19 protein-coding genes are annotated in these 26108 nt (G+C 74.2%); 16 read left to right on the top strand and 3 right to left on the bottom strand.

The genetic code is table 11. The annotated features are described in order from the left end of the window. Together ACYU96_RS06640 and ACYU96_RS06635 are read right to left on the bottom strand one after the other, a co-directional pair. On the bottom strand, positions 1-421 hold a 421-nt coding region (locus tag ACYU96_RS06640; RefSeq protein ID WP_460750573.1), incomplete at its 3' end, for an NTP transferase domain-containing protein. Beyond that, positions 418-2103: a molybdopterin molybdotransferase MoeA gene (locus ACYU96_RS06635; protein WP_460750570.1), complete on the bottom strand. Its 1686-nt coding sequence runs from the start codon at positions 2101-2103 to the stop codon at positions 418-420. The genes ACYU96_RS06640 and ACYU96_RS06635, both read right to left, overlap by 4 nt. Before the next feature lie 349 nt (positions 2104-2452). Between ACYU96_RS06635 and ACYU96_RS06630 the strand changes: the two genes are divergently transcribed. From ACYU96_RS06630 to ACYU96_RS06575, 12 genes are all read left to right on the top strand, one after another. After that, positions 2453-3871 (top strand): MFS transporter, encoded by a 1419-nt coding sequence (locus ACYU96_RS06630; RefSeq protein WP_460750609.1) that lies wholly within the window; start codon positions 2453-2455, stop codon positions 3869-3871. Between the two features lie 2 nt (positions 3872-3873). Beyond that, a complete protein-coding gene (locus ACYU96_RS06625) occupies positions 3874-6315 on the top strand; it encodes a molybdopterin oxidoreductase family protein (protein WP_460750568.1) in 2442 nt (813 codons plus the stop codon). Continuing rightward, the gene (locus ACYU96_RS06620) at positions 6312-7979 is read left to right on the top strand and encodes an FAD-dependent oxidoreductase (protein ID WP_460750566.1); all 1668 of its coding nucleotides are present in this window, start codon (positions 6312-6314) and stop codon (positions 7977-7979) included. Before ACYU96_RS06625 ends, ACYU96_RS06620 begins: the two co-directional genes overlap by 4 nt. 197 nt (positions 7980-8176) lie before the next feature. After that, positions 8177-10777: a nitrite reductase large subunit NirB gene (nirB, locus tag ACYU96_RS06615; protein WP_460750606.1), complete on the top strand. Its 2601-nt coding sequence runs from the start codon at positions 8177-8179 to the stop codon at positions 10775-10777. Then, positions 10774-11196, top strand: coding sequence for a nitrite reductase small subunit NirD (gene nirD, locus ACYU96_RS06610; RefSeq protein ID WP_460750563.1), 423 nt, complete (start codon positions 10774-10776; stop codon positions 11194-11196). Before nirB ends, nirD begins: the two co-directional genes overlap by 4 nt. After that, positions 11193-12005 (top strand): uroporphyrinogen-III C-methyltransferase, encoded by an 813-nt coding sequence (cobA, locus tag ACYU96_RS06605; protein WP_460750561.1) that lies wholly within the window; start codon positions 11193-11195, stop codon positions 12003-12005. Before nirD ends, cobA begins: the two co-directional genes overlap by 4 nt. 46 nt (positions 12006-12051) lie before the next feature. Further along, entirely contained in the window at positions 12052-13140 is a 1089-nt protein-coding gene (locus tag ACYU96_RS06600; RefSeq protein ID WP_460750603.1) for a uroporphyrinogen-III synthase, read from the top strand. Between the two features lie 214 nt (positions 13141-13354). Further along, positions 13355-13927: a SigE family RNA polymerase sigma factor gene (locus ACYU96_RS06595; protein ID WP_460750558.1), complete on the top strand. Its 573-nt coding sequence runs from the start codon at positions 13355-13357 to the stop codon at positions 13925-13927. A gap of 71 nt (positions 13928-13998) precedes the next feature. Beyond that, the gene (locus ACYU96_RS06590; protein ID WP_460750555.1) at positions 13999-14832 is read left to right on the top strand and encodes a hypothetical protein; all 834 of its coding nucleotides are present in this window, start codon (positions 13999-14001) and stop codon (positions 14830-14832) included. Between the two features lie 119 nt (positions 14833-14951). Then, positions 14952-15542 carry a sigma-70 family RNA polymerase sigma factor gene (locus ACYU96_RS06585; RefSeq protein WP_460750553.1) on the top strand — a complete coding sequence of 197 codons (591 nt, stop codon included), beginning with the start codon at positions 14952-14954 and terminating at the stop codon, positions 15540-15542. Next, a complete protein-coding gene (locus ACYU96_RS06580) occupies positions 15539-16963 on the top strand; it encodes a hypothetical protein (protein WP_460750550.1) in 1425 nt (474 codons plus the stop codon). Before ACYU96_RS06585 ends, ACYU96_RS06580 begins: the two co-directional genes overlap by 4 nt. A gap of 155 nt (positions 16964-17118) precedes the next feature. Beyond that, on the top strand, positions 17119-18501 hold the full coding sequence (locus ACYU96_RS06575; RefSeq protein ID WP_460750600.1) for a M18 family aminopeptidase: 1383 nt from the start codon (positions 17119-17121) through the stop codon (positions 18499-18501). 93 nt (positions 18502-18594) lie between these two features. Here the strand turns inward: ACYU96_RS06575 and ACYU96_RS06570 are convergent, their stop codons facing one another. Continuing rightward, entirely contained in the window at positions 18595-18939 is a 345-nt protein-coding gene (locus ACYU96_RS06570) for a recombinase family protein (RefSeq protein ID WP_460750547.1), read from the bottom strand. A gap of 285 nt (positions 18940-19224) precedes the next feature. On the opposite strand from ACYU96_RS06570, the gene ACYU96_RS06565 reads away from it, so the two are divergent. The 4 genes from ACYU96_RS06565 to ACYU96_RS06550 all read left to right on the top strand — a co-directional run bounded on the left by ACYU96_RS06565 (position 19225) and on the right by ACYU96_RS06550 (position 26085). Further along, positions 19225-20883, top strand: a complete 1659-nt coding sequence (locus tag ACYU96_RS06565) for a helix-turn-helix domain-containing protein (protein ID WP_460750544.1) — start codon at positions 19225-19227, stop codon at positions 20881-20883. 6 nt (positions 20884-20889) lie between these two features. Beyond that, complete coding sequence (locus ACYU96_RS06560; protein ID WP_460750541.1) at positions 20890-21627, top strand: HAD family hydrolase; 738 nt, start codon at positions 20890-20892, stop codon at positions 21625-21627. 117 nt (positions 21628-21744) lie between these two features. After that, positions 21745-24039: a sodium-translocating pyrophosphatase gene (locus ACYU96_RS06555; protein WP_460750538.1), complete on the top strand. Its 2295-nt coding sequence runs from the start codon at positions 21745-21747 to the stop codon at positions 24037-24039. 198 nt (positions 24040-24237) lie between these two features. Then, positions 24238-26085, top strand: a complete 1848-nt coding sequence (locus tag ACYU96_RS06550; protein WP_460750535.1) for a DUF7059 domain-containing protein — start codon at positions 24238-24240, stop codon at positions 26083-26085. Positions 26086-26108 lie beyond the last annotated feature (23 nt).

Raw genomic sequence — 26108 nt, 5'->3', positions numbered from 1 at the left:
CTTGGGGTGGGGGAGAGTGTGGGGGGTGGTGGGGGTGGGGGGTGAGTGTTTTCAGGGCTGCGGCGATGGCGGCGGCCGGGCCGCCGAACGGGGGGTCTTCGCGGGTCAGCACGGTCCGGTGCGCGGTCGGGTGGGCCGCGATCGGTGCTGCCAGGTCGTCGGGGCCGACGACGGCTGTCCGGCGTGCGCCCCCGGCCGCGTCCAGGGCGAGGTGCAGCAGGGGGACGCCGTCGGAGACCAGCGCGGGCTTGGCGGCGCCGTCGAGGCGGGACGCACGGCCGCCGGCCAGCACGATCGCGTCGTGCAACGCGCCGGTGCTCGCCGTGCCGCCGGGGCGGGGGAACGCGGAACCCGGCTCGTCGGCGTTCTCCTGGCCGCCGGCACCCGTGGCTGGGCCGACTCCTGGTCGCCCCTCGTTCACAGCGGGATCACCGGCACCTGGTCGCCCGGCCGGATCTTCTCGACGTGCGCGGGCACGACCGCGAGCGCGTCCGCCGTGACCAGCGCCGACAGGTGGTGCCCGTCACCGGTGGGCGCGACGCCGTCGGGCAGCACACGCACCGGCACGACCTGCTCCCGCCCGCGCGGGCTGGTCCACCCGGAGGCGGCCGGGCGGGACTCCGGGTCCGTGGCCGTGCGTGGCAGCCCGCGCAGCCGAGCCACGGCGGGCCGGACGAACATCACGAACGAGACGTAGGCGGCCACCGGTGTGCCGGGCACGGCGATCCACGGAACACCCCGCCACCGCGCCAGCGCCTGCGGCCGCCCGGGCTTCATCCCGACGGCGGCAAGCTCGACGTCGGTCACGTCTCCGGGCTCCGCCACCGCCCCGGCGGCCACCGGCCCGCGACCCGGCGCGCCCGTACCGGCCGAGAGCACCGCCCGCACGACGTCGGCGGCCCCGGCCGACACGCCCCCCGCGGTCACGACCAGATCGACACCGCCACCGTCCGCCGAGGCCGGCGCCGCGCACCGGGACGCCCTGCCGCGGCCCTGACCGTCTGCCGCGGCCGTGACTCGCGCGGCCCGGTCGCCGTCTCGGCTGGTGGGAGCGGTCGAGGCGGAGGGTTCTACGGCCAGGCCCCTGTCTCGGCGCAGGCCGGTCACCTGGTCCAGGGTCTCGCGGAGGGCGTCCGGCGAGTCGGGGACCGGCCCCAGGCGGACGACGTCGGCTCCGGCCGCGCGCACGGCGGCGGCCAGCATGAGCGAGTTCGAGTCGGTGATCTGCCCCGGGCGGGTCGGGGAGCCCGCAGGGACCAGCTCCGACCCGGTGGCGACGACCGCCACGCGTGGCCGCCGTCGGACGGGGACACGGGACACCCCGGCCGCGGCCAGGCCCGCGACGATCGCGGCGGTCACCGCGGTCCCGGCGGGTGCCAGGAGGGATCCCGCCGCGACGTCCGCGCCCCGGCGGCGGATGTGGTCGCGCGGCTCCAGGGAGAGCGTCACGGTCCCGCCGGGGACGCGCGCGCCGGACGACGGGTCGGGTTCGCGGACCGTCCGCCCGTGGGCCGGCGCCGTGGTCGCCCTCTCGGGCACCGGGCTCGGCCGGTAGGTGGCCGGCACCCCGTCCGGCTGCTCGGACGGACCCGCCGTCCCCGCCTCGGCCGCTGGGTCGAACCGGCCCGTCGACGTCCGCTCCACCGGCACGACGGCGTCCGCGCCCGGCGGCAGGGGGGCTCCGGTCATGATCCGGGCGGCCGTGCCGGGTGACAGCTCGGCGGGGCTGCTGGGCGCGGCGGCGATGTCGGCCACCACCCGCAGCGTCACCGGCTCGCCGCCGGCCGGCAGGTCCGCGCGGCGGACGGCGTACCCGTCCATCGCGGAATGGTCGAACGGAGGAACCGGTACGACGGCGTACACGTCCTCGGCGAGCACCGAGGTGTGTCCCGGCGCCGTCGGCCACGCCGGCTCCGGGCCCACGCCGCTCTCGACCACGTCCTCGCCGGCCGTGCCGCGGCCGGCTGGATCCCCGCCGACCGCGCCGTCCCCGACCGCGCCGTCGACCAGGTCGACGAGCCCCACCTCGACCGCGGGCAGCGGCGCGACCATCGCGAGCACGCGTGCCACGTGCTCGGAGACGGATCGGGGGGTCGGTTCCACGGATCCCACGCTAGTCGTCGCCTGTACGCCGGGCGTTGCGCGGACCGCACGCCGCTCCTGCACACCCTGTGAGGCCGAGAGACCGGACCGATCCGCTCGTGACCGCTCTCACAGGCTCCGCGCCACACCTGTGCGTTCTTTCTTACGGTCGATTCACCACCCCATGACCGGCACCGAACACCCCCTTCCTACTGTCGGGGCATCCGGTCCGACGTCGGGCCGGTGTCCGGGGCCCCAGCGCCCCGGATGCCCGACGTCGTCGGGCACCCACCCACCAGGGAGGCATCACGTGTCCGCACAGACCGCCCGAGAAGACCATCCCGCCACCGCCGTCGCCCCCGCGACGAGCATGCCCGAGGCGGCGTCCGACGGCGCTGCGACGACCTCCGAGGCCACCCCCGCCCCCGCCGTGCGGGACGACGTGGCGACAGCCCCCGCCCACGCCTTCGAGGCCGCCCGTGCCGCCGGGGTCAGCGCCGCGGCCGAACGCCGGCACCACCGCACCGGCCGCTGGATCCACCACTGGGACCCGGAAGATCCCACCTTCTGGAACGACGGCGGCCGCCGTATCGCCCGGCGCAACCTCCTCATCTCGATCTTCGCCGAGTTCCTCGGCTTCTGCGTCTGGGCCGTCTGGTCCATCGTGGTGCCCCAGCTCCCCGCGGCGGGCTTCGCCCTGACCACCGACCAGATGTTCTGGCTCATCGGCCTCCCCGCCCTGGTCGGCGCCACCCTGCGCATCCCGTACACGCTCGCCGTCCCCGTGTTCGGCGGCCGCAACTGGACCATGGTCTCGGCGGCCCTCCTGCTCATCCCCTGCACGGGCCTCGCGATCGTGGTGCAGAACCCCGGCACCTCGTTCGGCGTGCTCCTCGCCGTCGCGGCGCTCGCGGGCTTCGGGGGCGGGAACTTCGCGTCGTCGATGGCGAACATCTCGTTCTTCTACCCGGAGAAGGAGAAGGGCGCGGCGCTCGGCTGGAACGCGGCGGGCGGCAACGTCGGCACTGCGGCCGTGCAGTTCGTGGTGCCGCTGGTGATCGTGACGAGCGCGGGCGTCGCGCTGCAGAACGCGGCCTACGCCTTCATCCCGTTCGTCCTGCTGGCGGTCTTCCTGGCCTGGCGGTTCATGGACAACCTCGGCACGGCGAAGGCCGACCCGCGCCAGTTCGCCGTGGCCACCCGCAGCAGGCACACATGGCTCATCAGCTTCATCTACATCGGGACGTTCGGGTCGTTCATCGGGTTCGCGGGCGCGTTCCCGACGCTGATGGCGGGCCAGTTCCCGGAGGTCTCCCTGTCGCTGGCGTTCATGGGCGCCCTGGTCGGCTCCGTGGCCCGCCCCCTCGGCGGCATCCTCGCGGACCGTCTCGGCGGCATGTCGATCACGCTCGTCTCCTTCGCCGCGATGGCGGCGGGGACCCTGGGCGCGATCTGGTCGCTCGGCACGCACAGCTTCCCGATGTTCTTCGGGTCGTTCATGTTCCTGTTCGTCTTCACGGGCGTGGGCAACGGGTCGGTGTACCGGATGATCCCCGCGGTCTTCCGGGTCGCGGGCGGCACCCCGAAGATGGCGGCCGGCTGCATCGGCATCGCGGGAGCCGCGGGCGCGTTCGGCGGCTTCCTGATCCCTCGCGGCTTCGCGGCCTCGACCACCATGACCGGGTCCCTCGTCCCCGCGTTCTGGCTGTTCATCGGCGCGTACGCCGTGATGGCGCTCGTCTGCTGGATCGTCTACGGGCGCGGCGAGATGCGCGTCGCAAAGGTCTGACCATGGCTGATACCCACTGCCCCTACTGCGCGCTGCAGTGCGGCATGTCTCTGGCGCCGGGCACCCCGCCCGGCGCCGGTGGCCGCCACCACCTCCCCGTCACCGTGACCCCCCGCGAGTTCCCCACCAACCGTGGCGGCCTCTGCCAGAAGGGCTGGACCTCGGCATCGGTCCTGACCGCCGCCGACCGCCTCACGACCCCCCTGGTGCGCCGCTCCCTCCTGCCGTCCGCGCCCCAGGAGGCGTCGGCACGCGACCACGCCGTCGTGGGGGATGGTGATCTCACCACCGCTCAGGACGACGTGGGCGGCCAGGCCGGCGCGGAGGATCCGCTCGTGCCCGTGAGCTGGGGTACCGTGCTCGACCTGGTCGCCGGCCGGCTCGCCGCGCTCCGCCAGGAGCACGGGCCCGGATCCGTCGCCGTGTTCGGCGGCGGCGGGCTCACCAACGAGAAGGCGTACGCGCTCGGCAAGTTCGCGCGTACCGTCCTGCAGACCCCGAACATCGACTACAACGGGCGGTTCTGCATGTCGTCCGCGGCGGCGGGCGCGAACCGATCCCTCGGCGCCGACCGCGGCCTGCCGTTCCCGCTCGCGGATCTCGGTGGGGCCGACGTCGTGCTGCTGCTCGGCTCGAACCTCGCCGAGACGATGCCGCCCGCCGTGCAGCACCTCGCCGGTGCACGCGAGGCCGGACGCCGCGGCACGGGAGGGCTCGTCGTCGTCGACCCGCGGGCGTCCGCCACGGCCAGGCTGACGGACGACGGCGCCGGCGTCCACCTGCAGCCCGTCCCCGGCACCGACATGGTGGTGCTCCTGGCCCTGCTGCACGTGATCCTCGCCGAGAGCCTCGCGGACCGTGAGTACCTCGCCGAGCGCGTCACCGGGTTCGACGACGTCGCGCGCTCGGTCGCGGCCTGGTGGCCCGAGCGCGCGGAGACCGTCTGCGGCGTCCCCGCCGGGGAGCTGCGGCACGTCGCCCGGATGCTCGCCGGCGCCGCGCCGGCCCACGGCGGGCGCGGCGCGTACGTCCTGACCGGCCGCGGGGTCGAGCAGTCCACGCAGGGCACCGCGACCGTCACCGCGACCATCAACCTCGCGCTCACGCTCGGCCTCGTGGGCCGCGAGGGCTCCGGATACGGCGCCATCACCGGTCAGGGCAACGGGCAGGGCGGCCGCGAGCACGGCCAGAAGTCCGACCAGCTCCCCGGCTACCGCAAGATCGACGACCCCGCCGCGCGCGAGCACGTCGCGGGCGTCTGGGGCGTCACGCCCGGGTCGCTGCCGGGCCCCGGCAAGCCGGCCGTGCAGCTCCTCCGGTCGCTCGGGGTCTCCGACGGCCCCCGCGCCCTCCTGGTGCACGGGTCCAACCTGGTCGTCAGCGCCCCGGACGCCGGCTCGGTCGCGGACCGGCTGAGATCGCTGGACCTCCTGGTGGTCTGCGACTTCGTGCCGTCCGAGACCGCGCTGCTGGCCGACGTCGTCCTCCCCGTGACCCAGTGGGCCGAGGAGGAAGGCACCATGACCTCGCTGGAGGGCCGGGTCATCCGGCGCCGTCGTGCCGTCGACGCCCCGGGCGAGGTGCGCTCGGAGCTGTGGGTCCTCGCCGAGCTGGCCCGCCGCCTCGGCACGGCGGGGGAGACCGCGCCGGGCTCGGTGACCTTCTCCACGGACCCCGCCGAGGTCTTCGACGAGCTCGCCCGCGCGTCACGCGGCGGCGTCGCCGACTACTCGGGCCTCTCCCACGCCCGCCTGGACGCCGACGAGACCGCGGCCGGACCCGGCTTCTTCTGGCCGGTTCCGGCGACGCCGGCCCGTGCCGCGTGGTCGGAGCCGGCCGCGCCCCGCGACCTGCCGGTCCCCGGCAGCACGCCGGGCGAGACGCAGGACCATCCCGGCACTCCCCGGCTGTTCCTCGACGGCTTCCCCACACCGGACGGCCGGGCGCGCATGATCCCGGTCGACCACGACGGGCCGTCCGACGACGTGCGTCCCGGCGCACCGCTCTACCTGGTCACCGGCCGCGTCCTGCAGCACTACCAGTCCGGCGCGCAGACCCACCGCGTCGCCGACCTGGAGCGGATCGTCCCCGAGCCGTACATCGAGCTCCATCCGGTCCTCGGATTCCGCGTCGGAGTCCCCGACGGCGCGCGCGCCCGCCTCACCACGGCTCGCGGCTTCGTCGAGGCGACGGCCCGCTGGACCGACGCCGTCCGCCCCGACACGGTCTTCATGCCGTTCCACTGGTCCGGCACCGGATCGGTGAACCGTGTGACCACCGACGCCACCGACCCGATCTCCGGGATGCCGGAGTTCAAGGTGTGCGCCGTCGAGATCACGCCCGTCCCCGACGGTGCCGAGCCCGGTGCCGGTCCCGCGTCCACCATCCCCGAGTCCCCCGCCCGTCCCGAGTCCGCCCCCACGCTCGAGGAGACCCCCGCATGAGTCTGCGAGTCCCGCTGAGGATCGTCGTCATCGGCTTCGGCATGGTCGGCGGCAGGTTCGTCGACGAGCTGGTGCGTCGCGACACCGACGACGCCTTCGACATCACCGTCCTGGGCGCCGAGCCGTACGAGCCGTACAACCGCGTGCTGCTGAGCGACGTCGTCGCGGGCCGCACGGACGTCGCGGCCATCAACATGCCGCAGCCCGACCTCGATCGCGTCGAGCTGCTGCGCGGCGTCGGCGCGGTCTCGATCGATCGTGCCGCCAGGGTCGTCGTGGCCGAGGACGGCAGCCGTCACCCCTACGACCATCTCGTCCTGGCCACCGGGTCCGAGGCACGTATCCCGCCCGTCCCGGGTCTCGGCACCTCGGGCGTCTCCGGGCTCCCGGCCGGGGCGCACGCGCTGCGCACCCTCGACGACGCCCGCGAGATCGTCGCCGCCACGGTCAACACCCCGCGTGCCGTCGTGGTCGGCGGCGGTGTCCTCGGCGTCGAGGCCGCGTACGGTCTCGCCGGCCGCGGCCTGGAGGTCTCCGTCGTCGACGGCGCACCCAGCCTGATGGCACGCCAGCTCGACGGCCCGGCCGGCGAGATCCTCGCCGACGGCCTCGCCGCGCGCGGCGTCACCGTCCGCACCGGGGTGCTGCCGAGCGAGGTGCTCGTCGCCGGCGGCCGCGTGGTCGGCGTGCGCCTCGGGGACGACCAGGTCGTCGCGGCCGGTCTCGTCGTCCTCTCGACCGGCACCGTGCCGAGGTCCAGGATCGCGCAGGCGGCGGGCCTGACCACGGACCGCGGGATCGTCGTCGGGCACGACCTGGCCAGCCCGGACGACGACGTCGTACACGCCATCGGCGACTGCGCCCAGCCGCCCGAGGGCTCGCGCGGCCTCGTCGCCGAGGGGTGGGACCAGGCGCGGCGCCTGGCCGAGCAGTTCGCCGACCAGGCCGCGGCGCGCGCCGCGGAGATCGCGCGGACCCCTGACGAGCCGGCCGGCCGGCTCGACGGTCCCCTGGCGCACCTCCGGTTCCCCGACCAGGGCGAGCGGCCGTCGATGGCGGTGCGTCTCGGCACGCTGATGGGCTCGCAGGCGGTGTCGCGCGCGCCCTCGGACAGGGGCATCGAGACGCGCGGCACCGACGTCGTCAAGGTCAAGGCCGGCGACCTGAGCGTCGTCAGCATGGGGGCGGCCGGCCTGGGCCGCGGACCCGCACCCGGCGAGCGCGCGGTGCGGCTCGGAGACCCGGCCGCGGGCCGGTTCGTCGAGGCGGTGGTGGCCGACGGCATCCTCGTGGGTGCCACCTGTGTGGGCGACGCCCGCGTCGCCGCCGACCTCACGGCCGCCTACACGCGGCGCACCCCCGTGCCCGCCGACCCGGCGTTCCTGCTGCTGACCGCGGTCATGCCGGCCGCCGCGGCCGTCGAGTCGCCGGAGCACATGCCCGACGACGCCGTGGTGTGCCGCTGCAACGGCGTCACCAAGGGCGAGATCGCCGGCTGCTGCGCGGCGGGGAACGGCTCCCTCGAGGAGATCGTCGCGCGGACCCGTGCCACCACGGGCTGCGGCTCGTGCAAGGAAGCGGTCTGCGGGATCGCCTCGTGGGCGAACGCCGCCGGCGAGGCCGACGCGGACCAGGTGGCGAGCTCCGCCCGGGTGCCGGCATGACGAACGACTCACACGGAGGCCCCGAGATGCGTGAGGAAGATGTTCCCGCTGTGCAACCGCCCTCGCACGGTGGTGAAAAGTCGTCCACCTACCGTCAGGACATGGTCGAATCATCCGCGCCCGGCCCGGCGGGCGACACCCGGCGCGAGGCCACCGGTCCCGGCAGCACGCAGCGCGTCGTCGTCGTCGGTGGCGGCATGGTCGCGCAGCGCTTCGTCGAGGCGCTGCGCTCCCGCGACACCGAGAACCGCTGCTCCGTCGACGTCTTCGCCGAGGAGCCGCGGCCCCCGTACGACCGTGTCGGCCTGAGCCGCTGGTTCACCGAGGGGTCCGAGGCCCTGACGCTCGGTGACCCCGCGCTGTGGGACGACCCCCTCGTCACCCTGTACCGCGACCGCAAGGTCGACGCGATCGACCGCGGGCGCAAGACCGTCACCGACCGCCTCGGCCGCGTGCACCGCTACGACCACCTCGTGCTGGCCACGGGCTCCTCCCCGTTCGTGCCGCCCATCCCGGGCGCCGACCTGCCCGGTGTGTTCGTGTACCGCACCGTCGACGACCTGGCGGCCCTGCGCGGCTGGGTCGAGCAGAAGCGTGCGGACAACCCGAGCAAGCCGGTCCGCGGCGCCGTCGTCGGCGGCGGCCTCCTCGGCCTGGAGGCGGCCGGCGCGCTCAAGGCGCTCGACGCGCACGCGACCGTCGTCGAGTTCGGCACGCACCTCATGGGCGTGCAGATCGACCTGGGCGGCGGTGAGGCGCTGAAGCGTCTCATCAACTCCCAGGGCATCGGGGTCCGTACCGAGACGGCCACCAAGGAGCTGAAGCCGCACAGGCGCACCGGCCACGTCGGGCGCATGGAGTTCACCGACGGCGGCCGGCTGGACACCGACGTCGTCGTCGTCGCCACGGGTGTGCGCCCGCGCGACGAGCTGGCGCGGGAGGCCGGCCTGGAGATGGGTGAGCGCGGCGGCGCCGTCGTCGACCTCGCCTGCCGTACCAGCGAGCCGGACGTGTCCGCGATCGGCGAGGTGGCCTGCATCGAGGGCCGCTGCATCGGCCTCGTCGCGCCGGGCTACACGATGGCCGAGATCGTCGTCGACCGCCTGCTGGGTGGGGACGCGACCTTCCCCGGCGCCGACACCGCGACCAAGCTCAAGCTGTCCGGCGTCGACGTCGCCTCGTTCGGCGACGCGCACGGCAGGACGGACGGCTGCGTCGAGGTCGTCTGGGCCGACCAGGTGGCCGGCATCTACAAGAAGCTCGTGCTGTCCGACGACGCCCGCACCCTCCTGGGCGGCGTGTTCGTCGGCGACGCCGGCCCGTACGCCATGCTGCGGCCGCTGCTCGGCGCCCGGCTCCCCGAGGGCGACCCGAGCGCGTTCATCCTCCCCGAGGGCGGCGGTGCCGCGGCCGCGGGACTCGAGCTGCCCGACGACGCCGCGGTCTGCTCCTGCAACAGCGTGTCGGCCGGTGAGATCCGGGCGGCCGTGACGGAGCACGGCTGCACCGACGTCCCGGGCGTCAAGGCCTGCACCAAGGCGGCCACCACCTGCGGGGCCTGCCTCCCGGTGGTCAAGAAGCTCACCAACACCGAGCTGGAGAGGGCGGGCGTCGAGGTCAGCACCGCGCTGTGCGAGCACTTCGAGATGACGCGCGCCCAGCTGTTCGACGCCGTCCGCGTCGCCGACCTGCACACGTTCAGCGAGATCATCGGCCGGTTCGGGAACGAGGTGCGGGACGCCGGGAGCAATGTCGTCGGGAAGGGGCGTGGCTGCGACATCTGCAAGCCCGTGGTCGCCTCCGTCCTCGCGAGCCAGGGCAACGGCCACATCCTCGCGGGCGAGCAGGCCACGCTGCAGGACACGAACGACCACATGCTCGCCAACATGCAGAAGGACGGCACCTACTCGGTGGTGCCGCGGATGCCGGGCGGCGAGGTCACCCCCGAGGGGCTGATCGTCGTCGGCGAGGTCGCGCGGGACTTCGGGCTGTACACGAAGATCACCGGCGGCCAGCGGGTCGACATGTTCGGCGCGCGCGTCGAGCAGCTGCCCGACATCTGGCGCCGCCTCGTGGACGCCGGCTTCGAGTCCGGTCACGCGTACGGCAAGTCGCTGCGCACCGTGAAGTCCTGCGTGGGCTCCACCTGGTGCCGGTACGGCGTGCAGGACTCCGTGGGCATGGCGGTCGAGCTGGAGCTGCGGTACCGCGGCCTGCGCGCGCCGCACAAGCTGAAGATGGGCGTGTCCGGCTGTGCCCGCGAGTGCGCGGAGGCCCAGAGCAAGGACGTCGGCGTGATCGCCACCGACAAGGGCTGGAACCTCTACGTGGCGGGCAACGGCGGCCAGCGTCCCGCGCACGCCCAGCTCCTCGCCGAGGACCTGACCCGCGAGGAGCTGCTGACCACCGTCGACCGCTTCCTCATGTACTACATCCGCACCGGCGACCGCCTGCAGCGCACCGCTCCGTGGATGGAGGAGGTCGAGGGTGGCCTGGCCGGCGTGCGCGAGGTCGTCATGGAGGACTCGCTCGGCATCTGCGCCGACCTGGACGCCGCCATGGCCGACCACGTCGCCGGCTACGAGGACGAGTGGAAGGCCGTGCTGGACGACCCGGAGAAGCTGCGGCGCTTCACCTCGTTCGTGAACGCCCCGGCGGACGCGGACCCGAACCTCGCGTACGTCGAGCAGCGGGGCCAGAAGCGTCCTGCGACCGACGACGAGCGCGCGGCCGCGGCGTCCGGCGCCGCCGACGCCCCCGTGCTGATCTCCGGCCCGAGCCTGGAGGTCCGCACATGAGCACCGACACCTCGCCCGGAATCGACGAGGGAGCGACCGTGCTCGATGCCGACGCCCTCGTGTGGCACGCCGTGTGCCCGCTCGGCGACCTGCTTCCCGAGCGGGGCGTCGCCGCGCTGCTCGACGGCGTCCAGGTCGCCGTGTTCCTGCTCGCCGAGCCCCACGACGGCGCACGCGTCCTCGCGGTGCAGAACCGCGACCCGTTCTCCGGGGCGCACGTGCTGTCCCGCGGCATCGTCGGCACCCGCGGCGGCGTGCCGACCGTGGCCTCGCCCATCTACAAGCAGGTGTTCTCCCTGGTCACCGGCGAATGCCTGGCGAAGGCCGACAAGGAGCCGAAGGACGGGACCGCCGCCGACCTGACGCCCTACCCGGTAGAGGTGCGTGACGGCGTCGTCCACGTGGGGTCCTGGCCGTGACGACGGCACCGGCGCCGGGCGGCACGGCAGGCCGGTCCCGTCCCGGTGACCGCCCGTGCGGGCGAGTCACCCTGGTGGGCGGCGGACCCGGTGCCGTCGACCTGCTCACGCTGCGGGCGTGGCGCGTGCTGCGGAGCGCCGACGTCGTCGTCGCCGACCGGCTCGGTGCCGTGGGGGTGCTGGACGACCTGCCCGCCACCACCGACGTCGTCCACGTCGGCAAGACGGCCGGCGACCACCCCGTGCCGCAGGACGAGATCAACCGGATCATCGTCGCCCGCGCCCGTGCCGGGGCGCACGTCGTGCGACTCAAGGGCGGCGACCCGTTCCTCCTCGGGCGGGGCGGCGAGGAGATGATCGCGTGCCGGGAGGCGGGGATCGAGGTCGACGTCGTCCCCGGGATCACCTCCGCGGTGAGCGTGCCGGAGCTCGCGGGCATCCCCGTGACGCACCGCGGGACGTCGCACGGGCTGCACATCACGTCCGGCCACGGTGGTCTCGATACGGTCGCGCTCGCCGTCGTCCGCGAGAACACGGCTACGCTGGTGATACTCATGGGGGTCTCGTCGCTGCGCACCATCGCGCAGCAGGCGCTCCGCGCCGGGGCGGACCCGGCCGCTCCCGTGGCGATCGTGGAGAACGGGTCCACGCCCGCCCAGCGCGTCACGCGCGCCCGCCTCGACGAGGTGGAGCGCGTCGCCGCCTCGGAGGGCGTGACGGCTCCCGCTGTCATCGTCATCGGTGGCGTGGCGGCGGACGGACTGCTGGAGGGCGCGCGTGACGGACAGCTGGCAGGTGCCGGTGTCTGAGGTCGCCGAGGGCGCGGCCACACCCCGGCCTGCCCTGGGGCAGGTGATGGCCGGCTGTACCGTGCTCGTGACGGCCGACCGCCGGGCGGGGGAGCTGTCGGCCGCGCTCCAGCGCCGCGGCGCGACGACCCGTCACGCGCCCGCGCTGAGCATGATCCCGCACGTCGACGACCAGACGCTGATCGACGCGACGCGCACGATCATCGCGCGGCCGCCGAACGTCCTGGTGGTCACCACCGGGATCGGCTTCCGTGCGTGGTTCGAGGCCGCGGACGCGCACGGGCTGGTCGAGCCGCTCACCGCGCTGCTGAGCGGCACCCGGATCGTGGCGCGCGGGCCGAAGGCTCGTGGCGCGATCCAGGCGGCCGGGCTGCAGGCCGACTGGGTCGCCGAGTCCGAGACCTCCGCCGAGATCGCGGAGGTGCTGCTGAGCGAGGGCGTCTCCAGGCAGCGGATCGCGATCCAGCATCACGGCGCGGGCGCCGACGGGCTGGACGACGTGTTCGAGAAGGCCGGTGCACAGGTGGCGAGCCTCGTCGTGTACCGCTGGGGTCCGGCGCCGGACCCGGAGCTGGTGCTCGCCTCGGCGGACGCCGCGGCCGTGGGCGAGATCGACGCGGTCGCGTTCACCTCCGCGCCCGGCGCCGAGGCCTGGCTGCGGGCCGTCGAGGAGGCGGGTGTGCTGTCCGCGGTCCGGGAGCGGGTCGAGGCCGGCCTGCTGATCATGGCCGCCGTCGGGCCGGTCACGGCGAAACCGCTCGAGGACCGCGGCATCGAGACGCTGCAACCCGAGCGCGGGCGGCTGGGTGCGCTGGTGCGGGCGCTGGTGGGGCACTACGAGCGCATCGAGTCGGTGGCGCTGGCGACGGTCGTCGGGCCGCTGCAGATCCGGGCGCGGGTGGCCGTGCTGGACGGGCGTGTGCTGCCGCTGTCGCCCACGGGCGTCGAGGTGCTGCGGCTGCTGGCCTCGGCCGGGGGCGACGTCGTCTCCCGCGACCAGGTGCTGGCGGCGCTGCCGGGCGAGTCCACGGACCCGCACGCCGCGGAGGTGGCGGTCGCCCGCCTGCGCGAGGTGGCGGGCAGGAACCTGATCCGTACGGTGGTCAAGCGGGGCTATCGCATCGAGCTGGCCTGAGGGATCGGCTGTTCTCGCCGACCGTTGGGGCTCAGTCGGCTGCCTTCACGATGTCTTCACATGCTTGTGTGTATCACCGAGCGGGCACGTCCCTCTCTGTCGGGTGAGATGGCTTTCGTGGCGAAGCCGGATACGGAAGAATCTCGCGGTTGCCCCCAACCATCGGGGGCACTCGTTCGTGACGACCTGACATGAGAACCTTCAGGAGGCCCCTGTGCCGCAGTGGGACAAGGAGCTGGCAGACCTCATGATGCATCGAGGCCCCGCTCTGAACGGCTATGCCTACCTGCTCTGCGGCGACCGGCACCAGGCCGAGGACCTGGTGCAGGAAGCACTGGTCCGCACCTTCTCGAGGTTCCGGCGCCCCGCCTCCCCGCGCGTCGCCGACGCCGGCCCCGGCACCCAGGCGTTCGGGGCGGAGAGCGGGACGGGCTTCGACCCGGCGATGGGTATCGAGCGCTACGTGAAGCGCGCGATGACCAACATCTACGTCGACGGCTTCCGCCGGCGCTCCCGCTGGTTCGGGATCCAGCACCTCCTGGCCGACGACGGCCGCGCGCGCAGTCCGGAGCACGCCGCGGCCGCGAAGGCCGACATCGAGGCGGCGCTCGCCCGGCTCTCCCCGCGCCAGCGCGCGGTCGTGGTGCTGCGTCATTTCGAGGACATGACGGTGCCGCAGATCTCGGCCACCCTGGGCATCGCGCAGGGTACGGTGAAGCGCCATTTGTCGGACGCGATGTCAGCGCTTCAGGACGTCATGGACGTGCAACCGGGAGGAAGCCTGTGAGATCCGCAGACCACCCGCCCGATGGAGAACATCCAGGGGCGGGTTCACGTCTTGCCGACGCGCTCGAAGAGATGTCCCAGCGGGGCGCCACGATGGCGGCCCCGCACGAGAACGCCTACCCCGCGGTGCGCGGTCGCGTCCGTGCGCGCAGGATCGCCAAGGCGACCGGTGCGGGGATGATGTCCGTGGCCGCGGTGACGGTGGTGGCCGCGGGCGCGCTCTACGAGCCGCCCCACGACATGGGCTACGCACCGGGGATCGCGGGGTTCACGAGCGCGCCGAACGTGCTCGGGCTCGGTCCCCACGGTGAGGCGCACCTGATGCTCGAGTTCCAGCCGCCCGGCTGGGAGGGCAGCGCCATCGCCTGCGGCGCCCCGCTGCCCCCGCTCGAGCGGGCCGAGGAGAGCCCGCCGCCGGCGGACGACGGCGCGGCCGGGGACGACGGCGCGGGCAGCGGCGGTGGCGGGGACTACGGCCTGCGGATCAGCGCGGTGCAACGCGACACGCTGGAGGTCTCTCGGACGCGGGACGCGTCGTCGGACGACGTCCTGGCCGGTCCGGTGTCGTACGTGTGGACGCAGGACGGCCTGGTCGTGTCGCTCCCGGTCGACGCCGTGCAGGATGCCGAGCTGGGTCTCGAGGAGTTCACGCGCTACGACACGCCCTCGACCAGGTCCGCCTGCCTCGGCCACGACAGCAAGGACCAGGACGGCGACGCGCCGACCGCGGAACCGCCCGAGCTCCCGGCGGGCACGTACCAGGTGCGCGCCTACCAGTACCTCGTCCCGACGGGCAGCGCGCCGGACGCGGGCAGCGTCGACGCCGCGATCGAGGACCCGGCGTCGTGGAGCGACGAGATCACGGTCGAGCTCACCGAGGACGGCGCGATCCTCCCGTCGCGCTGATCCCGCCGGCCCGTCCCACCCGCAGGCATTCTTCGCTCCGTGAGGCAACGGTTCCGGTGGACCGCGCGTCATGATCAGTGAGACCGGCCGGAGGGGCCGGCCTGATCCGCGGAGGTGAAGTGATCGTGGCGTGGGAGGACGAGCTCGGCGAGCTGATGGCCACACGCGGCAACGCGATGGTCCGCTACGCCTACATGCTCTCCGGCGACCGCGCGGTCGCGGAGGACCTGGTGCAGGACGCGCTCGTCAAGGTCTTCTCCCGGCTCCGTGGACCCGCCGGCCGCGGGCCCCGCCGTCCGGGCGGGAGCACGCAGGGCACCGGCGTGCACACCCTCGACGAGTCGCCGCTGAACAACGCGGAGGCCTACGTCCGGCGGGCGATCCTGACCCTCTTCCTCGACGGCTACCGCAGACGGCAGCGCTGGGCCGGCATCCGGCACCTGATCGCCGACGAGGGCGCCGTCCGTCCCGCGGAAGCTCCGGCCACCGCCAGGGTCGACGTCATGTCGGCGCTCGCCCGGCTCGGGCCGCGCCAGCGGGCGTGCGTCGTCCTGCGCTACTTCGACGACCTCACCGTCCCGCAGATCGCCGACGCCCTCGGCACCGCCCAGGGCACCGTGAAGCGGTACCTGTCGGACGCCACCGAGAACCTGAGGATCCTGCTGGGCCCCGACGATCTGCGCCCGGCCGAAGGGAGGGCCGCCCGATGAACGGCTGGACGCCCGAGCACGACGACGCGGACTTCCTCTCCGGGGCGCTGCACGGCGCCGCGGACGCGATGCCCGGAGGGGAGGCGGAAGAGGTGCACCTGCAGTTCGGCGTGGTCCGGGACCGCATCGGCCGCCGTCGCGCGGCGAAGGTCGGCGGGATCGGGGTCGCGGCGTTCGCCGTCGTCGGCGGGATCGCGGTCGGGGCCGCGCAGCTGACGATGCTCGACGCCGACCCCCCGCTCCCCGCGGACTCCTCGCCGTCGCAGAGCCGCCCGGCCGATCCGAGCCCGGGCCCGACAGGTTCCGCCGTCACGGGATGGATGCCCGGCGACGTCTACGAGAACACCGCGCTGTTCTGCGGCGCCGACGCCTCCTCGATCGACCGGGCGGCGGACGGTTCCACGATCGGCTTCGAGGGCGTCCCCTACTCCGTCGGGGAGGGCGGCGCCGCCGTCACGCTGGTCGGGGCTCAGCTGCGGGAGCTCTCGAGGGCCGGCGGCAGCCTCGCCCTCGCCCCCGCCGCCGTGTGGGTCCAGGACGGCGAGGTCGTCAACCTGACCCGGTACTTCGACCCGGAGCCGCCGGGTGTCACGTACGACGACGCGGGTCGCGCACGGACCGAGATCCGGCTCGACACCGTCGACGCGTGCGATCCGCCGGACGGGGCCCAGGACGTACCGTCCTCCGAGCCGGTGGAGTACGAGCACGTGCTCGCGGCGGGCGACTACCGGTTGGTCCCGGTGCTGTGGACCGAGTTCCAGGTAGGTGCCGCGCAGTACGTGACCGGCGCGCCGATCCCGGTCGAGGTGCTCCCGGACGGGAGGGTCGCCACGCCGGGAGCGGCGTCCGGCGACGGCGAGTCCGAGGAGCCGGCGGGCGAGCCCTCCGGCAGCCCGGCCGGCGAGGCCCCGAGCGGCACCAACGACGGCGACACCGGCGAGAGCCCCGACTGCTCGGCCTCCGGGCTCCAGGACACGAGCGACTTCTCGTTCGAGCCCGACCCGGTGGCGCAGACGGCGCGCGGGCTGGTCGACGCGGCCCTCGCCTGCGACCTGTCCGGTCTCGAGGAGCTCGCCGAGCCGGGCGTCACCCAGCTCCACCGGGCCGCCGAGCTCTCGGTGACGGACCGGTTCGCCCTCCCGGAGGGGGAGGACGACGTGTACGCGAAGCTCGCGACGCTCCTGAGCGGCGTGGCGGTGCGGGACCCGGACACCGGGAACTACGTGTGGCCCACCGTCGCCTCCCCGGAGTACCGGGACGACGACGTCGCGTGGGACTACGCCGTCGAGAGCGGTTTCGCCACCTCGGCCCAGGCCGACGCGTGGCGTGCCGCCGGCGGCGAGTACTACGGCTGGCGCCTGTCGATCACCCCGGACGGCGCCTGGCGCACCTTCCTGGGCCCGGACCCGGCGGCAGGCTGACGCCCGCCGGGTCGGCGCCGGCGGGGTCCGTGGCAGGAGGCGCCCCGCGGCGGTACTCCGCCCCGCTCCGGCCCCGGGACGCCTCCTGATCTGGCGTCAGCACCCGGGGCGCTGCGCATAATGTCCAGGTGAGCCCTCAGAACTCGAACCCGCCCATGCCGCCGTCGATCCCCCCGCGGCAGCCCGCGCCGAAGGCCGCCAAGCAGCACGTCGAGGACCTCGGGGCGTTCGTGACCGCGTCACCGTCGTCGTACCACGCGGCGGCGGAGGTGACCCGCCGTGCCCGGGCCGCGGGCTTCGTCGCGCTGGACGAGACCGAGGCCTGGCAGGTGCTGCCGGGCGGGCGGTACGTCGTCGTCCGCGACGGTTCCGTGATCGCGTTCGCGATTCCCGCCGACGCCGGTCCCGACACCGGCTTCACCCTTCTGGGCGCCCACACCGACTCGCCCGGCTTCAAGCTCAAGCCCAAGCCGACCACCGGCGCGCACGGCTGGTGGCAGGCCGGCGTGGAGGTGTATGGCGGGCCGCTGCTCAGCACCTGGGCGGACCGCGAGCTCGAGCTCGCCGGCCGCGTCGTGACCGTCGAGGGCACCGAGCACCTGGTCCGGACGGGTCCGCTGCTGCGCATCCCGCAGCTCGCGATCCACCTGGACCGCGGCGCGAACGACGGCCGCAAGCTCGAGGCGCAGCGTCACACCCAGCCGGTGTGGGGCCTGGGTGACCTGTCGGGCGCGGACGTGCTCGCGGAGCTCGCGCCGCAGGCGGTGGACCCCGCGACGATCGCCGGGTACGACGTCGTCGTCGCGGACACGCAGCCGCCGCGCACCTTCGGGGCGGGACAGTCGATGTTCGCCTCCGGGCGCCTGGACAACCTGCTGTCCACGCATGCGGGGCTGGTTGCGCTGCTCACCCACGTGAACGACGGCAAGAACGGTCGGCCGTCGCCGGGCAAGGGGTCCGGCTCCGCGGGCGCCGCGGACCCGTCGTCGGCTGGCGACGCCCCCACCCCGACGATCGCCATGTTCGCGGCCTTCGACCACGAGGAGATCGGCTCGGCGTCACGGTCCGGCGCCGCCGGGCCGTTCCTGGAGGACGTGCTGGGGCGGATCCACGCGGCGCTCGGCGCGTCGGCGGAGGACCGCGCGCGGTCGTTCGCGACGTCGCTGCACGTGTCGTCCGACGTCGGGCACGCGGTGCACCCGAACTATCCCGAGCGTCACGACCCTGCGAACCGCCCGGTCGCGGGCGGTGGGCCGATCCTGAAGATCAACGCGAACCAGCGGTACGCGACGGACGCGCACGGCGCGGCCGCCTGGAACGCCGCGTGCGCGGCGGCCGGCGTGCCGAGCCAGGAGTTCGTCTCGCACAACGACGTCCCGTGCGGCTCGACCATCGGCCCGATCAGCGCGACGCGCCTCGGCATCCGGACGGTCGACGTCGGCGTCCCGCTCCTGTCGATGCACTCGGCCCGCGAGATGGGCGCGGTGGTCGACCCGTGGTACCTCTCGCGCGCGATGACGGCGATCCTGGCACCCTGATCGCGTCCTCCTATGCCCCCGGGACCCGGGCGGGGGAGGGGCGGGGCACCCACCTGTGCGCCCCGGTGCCCCCGCCACCCGACGTCCTCGGGGTCACGCGGCGGAGGCCCGGCTCTCGGTGAGCGGGAGGACCGCCGCCTGGGCCTCGTCGTGGAGGCGGCCCAGGAGCTCCGCGCGGACGCCGGGGTGCTCGGACAGGTGGTCCAGCGACGGGACGACGACGAGGTGCGACTCGGCCCGGCGCAGCTCCTCCGTGAGCTCCCGGAGCCCGATCCGCTCGCCATCTACCACATCGCTGAACGTTGCCCCGAAACACAGCCCTCGGGATTCCGCGAGATGCCGCAGCTCGTTCCCGATCTGCCGGAGCGTGCCGGGCGGTGCGTCCTCCTCCACGCGCATGTACCCGTACACCAGCGGTTCGAGCGCAATGGGTGACATCCGAGTGTCCTTCCTGGTAGAACCGGTGCCGGTGGCGGCAACGGCGAGCCCCGCAGGCGACGCCCGCGCCGGCCTCCGCAGGGCGAATCTCCGCTCCGCGCGGGGTGCGCGCACCCGGTCGTGGTGATATCACGGTAGTAATCCGCTCGGTCGAAGGGCGACTTGACCAATGATCTGGGAAAGTCGGTCATAGAACGACACGACCAGGGTTGCCAACAGGGGGAGGCTGGCGAAGTGCCCAGTAGTAGTAGAAAGTCACGAACGTGCGCTCGATGCGGTTGCGTGTTGAGCCGATACAACTCCGAGGAGCAGTGCGCGGCGTGCCGCCGCACCGAACGCGTGCCGGTCGTCGAGCTGCCGTCCGTCCCGGCGCAGGTCTGGGACGACGCGGGAGTTCGCGCCGCCCTCGATGACTGGGACTTCGGCCAGGTGAGCCGGATGGTCCGCCAGCTCGTCCCGCTGCGCCAGGAGGACGTCGCCGCGCTGACGGGGCTGAGCCAGTCCTACCTGTCCATGCTCGAGTGCGGGGACCGCAAGCTGACCGATGTCGCTCGCGTGGTGCAGTTCCTCTCAGGGCTGGGCACGCCGGCGGACCTGGTGCGGCTGCCGCTGCCCGGGGTGTCGCGCGGCGAGGGGGCGTCCGACGTCGAACGGTCCGCGAACGGGCAGGCAGGCAGCGTCGCCGCGAAGCCCGCGACCGGCTCGGTCCGGGTCGTGAGCCGGAAGAACGAAGTGGTCCGCGACGGCGCGGCCGCCGACGAGGTGGTGCCCGGCGCCGAGGCCGCGCCGAGCCTCTCCGACCCGATGCTGGACCCGGTCGAGCCGTGGACCAACGAGCGGCTCACGCTGGCACTGCGGGCCGCGCTCCGCTCCGACGTCGAGATCGGGGAGCCGGGCCCGAACCTGCAGTTCGCCGAGCCGAACCCGGGCAACGCCGCGATGCTCAGCGGCCTCACGCTCGCCGCCTACGTCCACCACTGGGGGACGGAGGAGACGGAACTGCTGCGGCGCACGGTCGGCGGTGCGCGGGTGACCCAGCGGATGTGCGACCACCTGCAGGGCACGACCGACCAGCTCCGGTTGATGGACGCCGGAGCCGGGAGCGGTAGTGTCGCCGACATGGCGCGCGCTCATCTCGCCCTCGTGCTGCGGGCCCTCGAGCACGGCAACTTCGACGAGCCGGTCGGACGCCGCCTCGCGGGCGTCGCGGCGGACACCGCGTCGCAGGCCGGGTGGTACGCGTTCGACGCCGACCGCCACCAGGCCGCGCAGGCCTACCTGCTCAGCTCGCTCCGGGCGGCGCACACCGCGCAGGAGGCCCGCCTCGGTGCGGGCGCCCTGTCCTACCTGGCCATCCACGCCTACGCGAACGACCGGCCGAAGGACGCGATCGTCGCGGCCCAGGCCGGGCGGCAGCAGGTCCGCGGGTTCGACGTGCCGCACCTGGAGGCGGTCCTGCTCACGCGGCAGGCGCGCGGCCACGCGCTGCTCGGCGAGCGCGAGGCGGTCCGCCGGGCGCTGGGGACCGCGGCCGAGCTCTGCGTGCGGGGGCCGGGCAAGGACGACCCGCACTGGATCTACTGGATGAACGAGGGGGAGATCCACGGGCAGACGGCATCGGCCAGCCTGGCCATGGGGGACACCGCCGCCGCCGTCCAGTCGTTCGGACGGGCGGCCGAAGGGCTGAACCCCGCGGAGCAGCGCACCCGCGGGCTGTTCCTCTCCCGGGCCGCCCAGGCGTACGCCAGGGCGGGCGACCTCGACGCGGCGTGCGCGACGGGCGGCGAGGTGGTGACGCTCGCCGAGCACGTGCAGTCCGCCCGGTTGCGCAAGCACCTCGACGACCTCGCGAGCGACGTGCGCACCGCCGCGCGCCGCACCGCGCGGGGCCGGGCGCATGCCGGGGCGCGCCACCTCACGGAGCGGATCGCCGCGCTGGCGTGAGGTGAGATGACGTCCAGCACCACCTCGCGCGGCGAGCACGACAGCATCCTGGTGCTGTGGGACATCGATCGCACCCTGCTCTACGTGGGGGAGGTGGACCGGACGGCGTACCGCGAGGCGTTCGAGGAAGTCGTGGGACGCCCCGCGGTACGCCTCCCCGCGCGCGGGACCGGGGTGACGATGCCGCGCGCCATCCGTGGGCTGCTCCTGGACAACGGCGTGCCCGGCGACGACGTCGAACGCCTGCTGCCCGCGGTCCTGAAGGCCGTGCCGGAACGGCTGGCCGGGCACGAGGAGGACGTCCGGCGCGAGGGCATCCTCATGCCGGGCGCGCTGGAGGCCGTCGAGGCAGTGGCCGCCGACGGCCGGTTCGTGCCGGCCGTCGTCACCGGCAACCTCGAGCCGAACGCCCGCCTCAAGCTGCGGGTGTTCGGGTTCGACCGGTTCATCGAGCCCGACCTGGGCGGGTACGGGTCCGACGACGAGCACCGGCCCGCCCTCGTCGCCGTCGCCCAGGAGAGGGCGGCCGCGCGGTACGGCCGGCGGTTCACACGGGACAACACCGTGATCGTGGGGGACTCCCTCGAGGACGTCAGGACCGGCATCGAGGGTGGTGCCCGCGTGGTCGGCGTGGCGGCCGGCGGGACGTCCGCGGTGGCGCTCCGCGACGCGGGGGCGGACGTCGTCCTGCCGGACCTGTCAGACGTCGAACGCCTGCTCACGGCGGTTGACGCCCACCGCTAGTGACTCCCATCACATGCAGGTACACTCGGCCCATTCCGGCTGTCAACGTTGCCAGCGGGACGTTGGATACCCACAAGGGTCAAGGCCCGTTCATATTCTTCCCGTCGAGGAGGACGGATGCTCACACTCGGCTCCACCAGTATCACCGTGGTCACGGTGATCGCCCTCATCGCAGTAGGCGCCCTCGCCTGCGCGTTCGTACTGCGCCGACAGGTGCTGGCCGCGCCTGAAGGAACCCCGAAGATGCAGGACATCGCGCAGGCCGTGCAGGAGGGCGCCTCGGCCTACCTCAACCGGCAGTTCCGCACGCTCGCGCTGTTCGCGCTGGTCGTGGTCGCGCTCCTGTTCCTGCTCCCGGGCGACACCGGGGTGCGCGTCGGCCGGTCCGTGGCGTTCCTGTTCGGTGCCGGCTTCTCCGCCGCGATCGGCTACCTGGGCATGTGGCTGGCGGTGCGGGCGAACGTGCGTGTCGCCTCGGCCGCGACCCGCCCCGGCGGCCGCGCGGAGGGTGCCCGGATCGCGTTCCGCACGGGCGGCGTCGTCGGCATGTCGGTGGTGGGCCTCGGTCTGCTCGGCGCCGCGCTCGTCGTGATCATCTACCGCGAGGAGGCGCCCGGCGTCCTGGAAGGCTTCGGCTTCGGCGCCGCGCTGCTCGCGATGTTCATGCGGGTCGGCGGCGGCATCTTCACCAAGGCGGCCGACGTCGGCGCCGACCTGGTCGGCAAGGTCGAGCAGGGCATTCCCGAGGACGACCCACGCAACGCGGCCACCATCGCGGACAACGTGGGGGACAACGTCGGCGACTGTGCCGGCATGGCGGCCGACCTCTTCGAGTCCTACGCCGTGACGCTCGTGGCCGCCCTCATCCTGGGCAAGGCCGCGATGGGCGAGCAGGGCCTCGTCTTCCCGCTGATCGTCACCGCGATCGGCGCGTTCGTCGCGCTGCTGGGCGTGTTCATCACCCGCGTGCGCGGCTCGGAGAGCGGGCTCACCGCCATCAACCGGGGCTTCTACGTCTCCGCGCTCGTGGGCGCGGTGCTCGCGGGCATCGCGGCGTTCGTCTACCTGCCGGGCTCGTTCGAGCAGCTCAACGGCACCGCGGACCTCGGCGACGTCGGGGCGATCGACCCGCGCGTCGTCGCGTCGGCCGCCGTGCTGGTGGGCGTCGTGCTGGCCGGCGTCATCCTGTGGATCACGGGCTACTTCACCGACACGAACAAGAGGCCGACGGCGCACGTGGCCGCCACCTCGCAGACCGGCGCGGCCACGGTGGTCCTCGCCGGGATCGGGGTGGGCTTCGAGTCCGCCGTCTACACGGCCGGCGTCATCGCCGCCGCGATCTGCGCCGTGTTCCTGCTGGCCGGCGGCTCGGTGTGGCTGGCCCTCTTCCTCGTCGCGCTGGCCGGCTGCGGCCTGCTCACCACGGTGGGCGTCATCGTCGCGATGGACACCTTCGGCCCGGTCAGCGACAACGCGCAGGGCATCGCGGAGATGTCGGGCGACGTCGACGAGGAGGGCGCGCAGATCCTCACCGACCTGGACGCCGTCGGCAACACCACGAAGGCGATCACCAAGGGCATCGCGATCGCGACCGCCGTGCTGGCGGCGACGGCGCTGTTCGGCTCGTACGCGGACGCGGTCACGCACGCCCTGAGCGAGGTCGGGGAGCGGGGCACGGGCCTGGTCACGTCCATGCTCAGCTACGAGATCATCAGCCCGGTCACCCTCGTGGGCGTGATCCTCGGCGGCGCGACGGTCTTCCTGTTCTCGGGCCTGGCGGTCGACGCCGTGACCCGTGCCGCCGGAGCGATCGTGTACGAGGTGCGCCGCCAGTTCCGGGAGCACCCCGGCATCATGACGTTCGACGAGCGTCCGGAGTACGGCCGCGTGGTCGACATCTGCACCAGGGACTCGCTGCGCGAGCTCGCCACCCCCGGCCTGCTCGCCGCCTTCGCGCCGATCGCCGTGGGCTTCGGGCTCGGCGTCGGGCCGCTGGCCGGATTCCTCGGCGGCGCGATCGGCGCCGGCGTGCTCATGGCCATCTTCCTGGCGAACTCGGGCGGCGCCTGGGACAACGCGAAGAAGATCGTCGAGGACGGGAACTACGGCGGCAAGGGTTCCGAGGCGCACGAGGCGACCATCATCGGCGACACCGTGGGCGACCCGTTCAAGGACACCGCCGGCCCGGCGATCAACCCGCTCATCAAGGTCATGAACCTGGTGGCGCTGCTGATCGCGCCGGCCGTGGTGACGATGTCCGTCCCCGCCGACGCGAACCACGTGCTCCGCATCGCCATCGCCCTGGCCGCGGCGGCCATCGCGCTCGGCGCGGTGGTCTGGACGAAGATCCGGGCGAACCGCCAGAACGGCGCGTCGGAGGAGACCCGGGAGAAGGAGCCGGCGACGGTCTGACCGGCTCCCCGCCCCGGCCGGCGGCTGAGCCTCCGGCCACCGTGCGATCGGTCCTTCGTCGGGTCGGCAGCTCACGCTGCTGACCCCGACGAAGGGCCGATCGCTCTGCCCGGCAGCGGTCCCGGACCGGCTCGGTCGCGGGGCGGGGGCGCGGGCGCAGCGGAGGTGCCGGTGGGTGGGGTGCGGGAGGATGTGGGGGTGTCTGCTCCTGGAACCGTGACCGCTGCCTCCGTGCCGACCGTCGACAGCGCGTTGCTCCGCGCGCTGCGCCGCGACCTCGACACCGGCGGGTTCGACGTCGACGGCGTGGAGGACCTTCTCGGGCCCCTGGCGTCCGCGGCGTTGCACCGGGAGCAAGGACTGCCCGCGCGCCGGGCCGTGAACGCCGCCCGCGCGGGAGACCCGCGCCCCGTCCTGATCTCCCTCTTCCTGCTCGGTGGCACCGTCCCGCGCGCCGCGCTCGACCGCGCGCTCCCGGCCCTCGGCACCGCCGGCGCCGAGCGTCTCGGTCTCGTGCACGCAGCCGGTCAGGGCCCCGGCGACGACGCCCGGGCCGCCGTCGACCTGCACCCCTACGCAGCCACGGACGCCTCCGGCGACGTGCGCTGGTGGCTCGCCTCCGACCTCGGCGAGCTGGCGACCGGCTCGCGCCTCCTGGCCGACCACGTGCTCGGCGCCGGCGGAGCCTCGCTGATGCTCGCGCAGGTCACCGCACGCCGCCCGATCGCGCGCGCCCTGGACCTCGGCACCGGCTGCGGCATCCAGGCCCTGCACGCCGCCCGGCACGCGCGCCGCGTCGTCGCCACCGACATCTCGCGCCGCGCCCTCGCGTTCACCGCGTTCAACGCGGCACTCAACCTGGACGCGGTGCTCGACCCGGGCGACGCCGGGCGCCGGGAGCCCGCCCCGGACGGCGTGCCCGGCCCCGACGGCGTGCCCGGCCCCGGCACCACGGCCGCCGTCGGCCGGATCGAGACGCGGTACGGGTCCATGCTGGAGCCCGTCGCCGGGCAGGAGTTCGACCTGGTCGTCTCGAACCCGCCGTTCGTGATCACGCCGCACTCCGGCGCGGCCGGTGCGGCGGTCCGGGACGCGCTCGGTGACTACGAGTACCGCGACGGCGGCCGGGCCGGGGACGACCTGGTGCGTGACCTGATCACGGAGGTCGGGCGGGTGCTGGCTCCGGGGGGCGTCGCGCACCTGCTGGGCAACTGGGAGCACCGCCGCGGGCAGGAGTGGGAGGAACGGGTCGGTGCGTGGCTCGACGTCGCGCACGAGCGGTACGGCCTGGACGGGTGGGTGATCCAGCGCGAGGTCCTCGACCCCGCCGAGTACGCGGAGACGTGGATCCGCGACGGCGGCACCACCCCGGACCGTGAGCCGGGGGCCTGGGCGGCCGCGTACGGGGCGTGGCTCGACGACTTCGCGTCCCGGGACGTCGAGGCGGTGGGTCTCGGGATCGTGACGCTGCGCCGTCCGGAAGGGGCCGGGGACGGCCCGGGGCGGACGGGGAGCGCCCCGGGAGACGCCGGCAGCGCCGGGACCGATCCCGGGAACCCACCCACCCGGAACCCCGTGGCCGGCGGTCTCGGCGTCCGCCGGGAACGCCTGCGGCGTCTCGAGGAGCACACCGGGAGTCTTCGGCAGCCGCTCGGCGCTCATCTCGGGGCGGCACTGGCCGCACATACGTGGCTCGCCAGCCAAGATGACGAAAACTTGGCGGTAACCCGCCTCGTTGTGGCAGCGGATGTCACCGAGGAAAGGTATCTGACACCTGGGGCGGCCGATCCGAACGTCGTGATCGTGCGGCAGGGCGACGGCCTCGGACGAGGCGTGCACGCGTCATCAGGCCTGGCCGCGCTGGTCGGGACGTGCGACGGCGAGCTCGCCGTCGGCCAGATTATCGGCGCACTGGCGGCGCTCTTCGAGGTTCCGGCGGGCGACCTCGCCGCCGAGCTGCTCCCTGCCGTCCGTGGTCTCGTGCTGGACGGGTTCCTTGTCCCCGCTGTGAACGATGGCACAGGCCCGGTGGGTGAATCATCGTGACTGCTTGTCCAGGCTTTCACCCA

The sequence above is a fragment of the Myceligenerans cantabricum genome (genome assembly GCF_054777735.1).
Note: the sequence above shows the minus strand (reverse complement) of the source record. Positions and strands in the feature narration are given on the sequence as shown.